Source organism: Zafaria cholistanensis (assembly GCF_008580665.1).
In the GTDB taxonomy this organism is placed as follows: Bacteria; Actinomycetota; Actinomycetes; order Actinomycetales; family Micrococcaceae; genus Zafaria; species Zafaria cholistanensis.
Map to the genome: position 1 here is coordinate 1 of NZ_BKDJ01000032.1, position 2,073 is coordinate 2,073.

Annotated in this window: 1 protein-coding gene; it reads right to left on the reverse strand. The window is 66.8% G+C overall.

The features are described 5' to 3' along the window. Positions 1-306 precede the first annotated feature (306 nt). Positions 307-1,680 (reverse strand): MFS transporter, encoded by a 1,374-nt coding sequence (locus NCCP_RS14750; protein ID WP_149958044.1) that lies wholly within the window; start codon positions 1,678-1,680, stop codon positions 307-309. Positions 1,681-2,073 lie beyond the last annotated feature (393 nt).

Sequence of the window (2,073 nt, forward strand, 5' to 3'; positions counted from 1 at the left end):
GGTGCACAGGGAGGTGCACCGGGAAGTGCACCGGGACGTGCACTGGGGGATTCCCGGAGATGAGGTTGCAGCGGCGGAGGACAACGCCAACGAACGGCGTGGCACCCCCCTCTTCGTCTTTTCTCTTCGTCTTTTCCCCGACAAGCCTCAAGGCTGCGTCCGTCCCGGCCCCGGGGAAGCACCCCTGGCTGGGGGGCGGGGTGGCAGGACGGGGTGGCAGGCCCGCGGGACCTGCCCCCTGAGAGCGTTGGATCGCGTGCTCGGGGTGGATCCGCTCTTCGGGTTGGATCTGCTGTTGGGGCCGGATCAGCTGGCTGTAGTGGTGCTGGAAACGGCTACTCCCGCAGCCTTCGCGGCCGGTCCATCACCCGCCGGCACGCGGGGGATGAAGGCGACGGCCGCAGCGGCTGCCAGTGCCACGATGGAGAACAGCACGAAGTTCCATTGGAAGGGCAGTGCCATGGACCCAATCCAGCCACCGAGCAAAGGCCCGGAGATGGCGCCGATGCGGGCGAAGGAGAGTGCCCATCCCGTGGCGGTGGCCCGGGCGTGGGAGGGGTAGTACTCCGCCACCCACCCGGTCAGTACCAGGGAAGTGGAGATTGACCCGATCCCGGCCAGGGCAACGAACATGTAGTTGACCAGGATGTTGTTGGGGAACATCATCAGCAGGATCCCGACTCCTCCCAGCAGGTAGAAGACCACCAGGATGAGTTTCTTGCCCCGGATGTCGGCCGCCCGGCCCAGCACGATGCCGCCGATGGCGGAGGCGAGGCTGAAGATCATCAGGAACGTCAGGGATGACCCGAGGTCGTAGCCTGCCTTTTTCATGATGGCCGGCAGCCACGTGTTGAGGCCGTAGACCAGGACCATGCCGCAGAAGAGCGAGATCCAGAAGAAGATCGTGGGCCTGACGTAGCTGCGGGAGAACAGCGCGCCCAGGGATTCCTTCCATCCCACGGGCCGGACCCCGGTGCCGGCGGGACGGGCCTGGGTCCAGTCGCCCTCGTGGAAGGGGACGATGCCCAGCTTGCCGGCCAGGGCTGCGGCCTCGGCGCGGCGGCCCTTGCTCATGAGGTATTCCAGGGACTCCGGCACGATCCAGGCAAGGGCCGGCAGGAGCAGCACCGGCAGGGCCGCCAGGCCAACGACCCACCGCCAGCCCAGGGTCGGGAGCAGGATCATCGCCGCCAGCGCTGCCACCAGAATGCCCAGCGAGTAGCCGGAGTACATCAGGCCGTAATTGAAGGACCGGCGCTTGGGCGCCGAGTACTCGATGGTCAATGCGGCGGCCACCGGGATGATGCCGCCCATGCCCAGCCCGCCCAGCAGGCGGAAAAGGCCGAAGACTTCCGGCGTGGGGGCAAGTGCCGCCCCCAGTTGCGTGACCGTAAAGATGACCACGGAGGCAAGGAACATTTTCTTGCGGCCAATGCGGTCCGAGAGGGTGCCAATGGTCATCGCGCCCACGAGCATGCCCACCAGCGCGTAGGATCCCAGCCCGCCGAGCTGCAGGGGCGTCAGCGGGCCCCATTCCCTGTACTCCGCGAGGGCGGGGAGCACGGCCCCCAGCACGCCGACGTCATATCCTTCCGCGAGGATCGCCAGCCAGCAGGCGAACAGCACCTTGTTCGTGGTTCTTTGTGGAACGGGCCACGTTGGGGAAGTCGGGGCAGCCATGTTTACCTTTGTCTTTGTCCCGTCCGCAGGCCGGCAGGCCGGCGGGCCGGAGAATCGGGGGAAGTGCGAGCGATCTGCCGCAACCCTAAGTATGGTTTATCTGTATCGCCCGCCCGAACGTCCAGGGACGGATTTCCCCGGGAAGGGGTGAGGTAACCCACTCGGGGCCGGCTGCCAAAACCGCCTGCCAAAACCGTCTGCCAGGGCCTGTCCTCCCGGGGCCGGCCCTGCCGGGGCGCGAATTTGCGGGGTTTTCCGGCAAACACCCGGCGGTGTTAGGGGTGGGTGGTTCCCGATTTGGTGTTGGGGCGTGGGGCGTGTATTGTTTTATCTCGCGCCGGACGCCGGATGGGATCCCGAGAGGGGTTGCCGGAAGGGTTCGGGTGCGGCTGG